The sequence below is a fragment of the Microbacterium sp. ISL-103 genome (assembly GCF_018613995.1).
In the GTDB taxonomy this organism is placed as follows: Bacteria; Actinomycetota; Actinomycetes; order Actinomycetales; family Microbacteriaceae; genus Microbacterium.
In genome coordinates this window covers 483-1,693 of sequence record NZ_JAGGPD010000298.1, presented here as the reverse complement: position 1 = coordinate 1,693, position 1,211 = coordinate 483, and the positions used below count along the sequence as shown (strand labels likewise).

The 1,211-nt window shown below is 73.2% G+C and carries 1 protein-coding gene; it reads right to left on the bottom strand.

Annotated elements, in window-relative coordinates:
* Window positions 1–190: 190 nt before the first annotated feature.
* Window positions 191–1,210: a uroporphyrinogen-III synthase gene (locus J7E68_RS11550; RefSeq protein ID WP_215172721.1), complete on the bottom strand. Its 1,020-nt coding sequence runs from the start codon at window positions 1,208–1,210 to the stop codon at window positions 191–193.
* Between the last annotated feature and the right edge of the window lies 1 nt (window position 1,211).

Sequence of the window (1,211 nt, the reverse complement as noted above, 5' to 3'; positions counted from 1 at the left end):
GGCCGTCGCCAGCCAGGGCGCGCATGCCCGGGCGAACCCGCCGGCCCCCGAGCTCACCCCCTCGGTGGCGCCGACCGACGCACCGCTGCCCTCGGAGACCCCGGTACCCGCACCGCTCCCGTCCGAGACGACCGCGCCGTAGCACTGCGTTCCGCAGGACTCCTCTCGCGTTCCTGCCGCTGCGTCGTCGTCAGTCCTCGGTGACTGCGAGGCGGTAGCCGCGCTTCACGACGGTGTGCACGAGCTCGTTGCGCCCCAGAGCCTCTCGGAGCCGCGCGACCGCGACCTCCACCGCGTGGGCGTTGCGCTCCGCCCCCGGCAGGACGCTCCCGAGCTCGGCTCGGGAGAGCACGCGCCCTCCGGCCGAGGCGAGGGCTTCGATCAGCGCTGCTGCCGACCGCGAGAGCGGAATGAACTCGCCGCCGACCAGCACTCCGCCGCTTCGCACCTCCACACGTCCCGCATCGGTGGGCAGAGAGGGAGCCCGCCCCCCGCCGAAGTGGGCGATCACGGTCCGCGCGAGCGAGCCCAGGCGGCCCCGATCGGCGATCGTGGTCCGGAGGTTCGCCGCGTGCAGCGGAGCCGCGGTGATCGGTCCGACGGAGGCGAGCAGCAGCCGCCCCGAGTCCGCACGCCGCCTGATGCTGTCGAGCGCGTCCGCCTGCTCGGCGACGCGGATCCACGATGCGGCGCCCGGGGCGGATGTGAAGAGCACGGCATCCGCCTCGCCGCCCGCGGCCTGCAGAGCCGATCGACGCACGACGTCGGGATTCGGGGGTGGTCCCCATCGGTACACGGTGATGCTGAGCACGTCGGCGCCGGCGCCCTGCAGCAGTTCGTCGAGGCCGTCGGAGCCGGCGCCGTGATGCTGCACCAGGATGCGCTTGCCCGCGACTCCGGACGCGAGAAGATACTCGCCCACCTCGGCCGATGTCTCGGACTCGGCCACCCAGTCCGCGGCGAATCCGGCCTGCTGGATCGCTCCGTGCGCCTTGGGCCCCCTCGCGACGAAGTGGGCGCTCGCCAGGGCCGTGTCCAGCTGCTCGTCGAGTCCGTGCTCGTGCGCGGCATCCATCCAGCCGCGGAATCCGACACCCGTGGTCACGATCACGATGTCGGGAGGCGAGGCGATCACGAGCTTCGTCCTCGCGAGCAGCTCGGCGTCGTCGGAGTTCGTCACGATGCTCAGGGCCGGCGCGCGATGCACCACC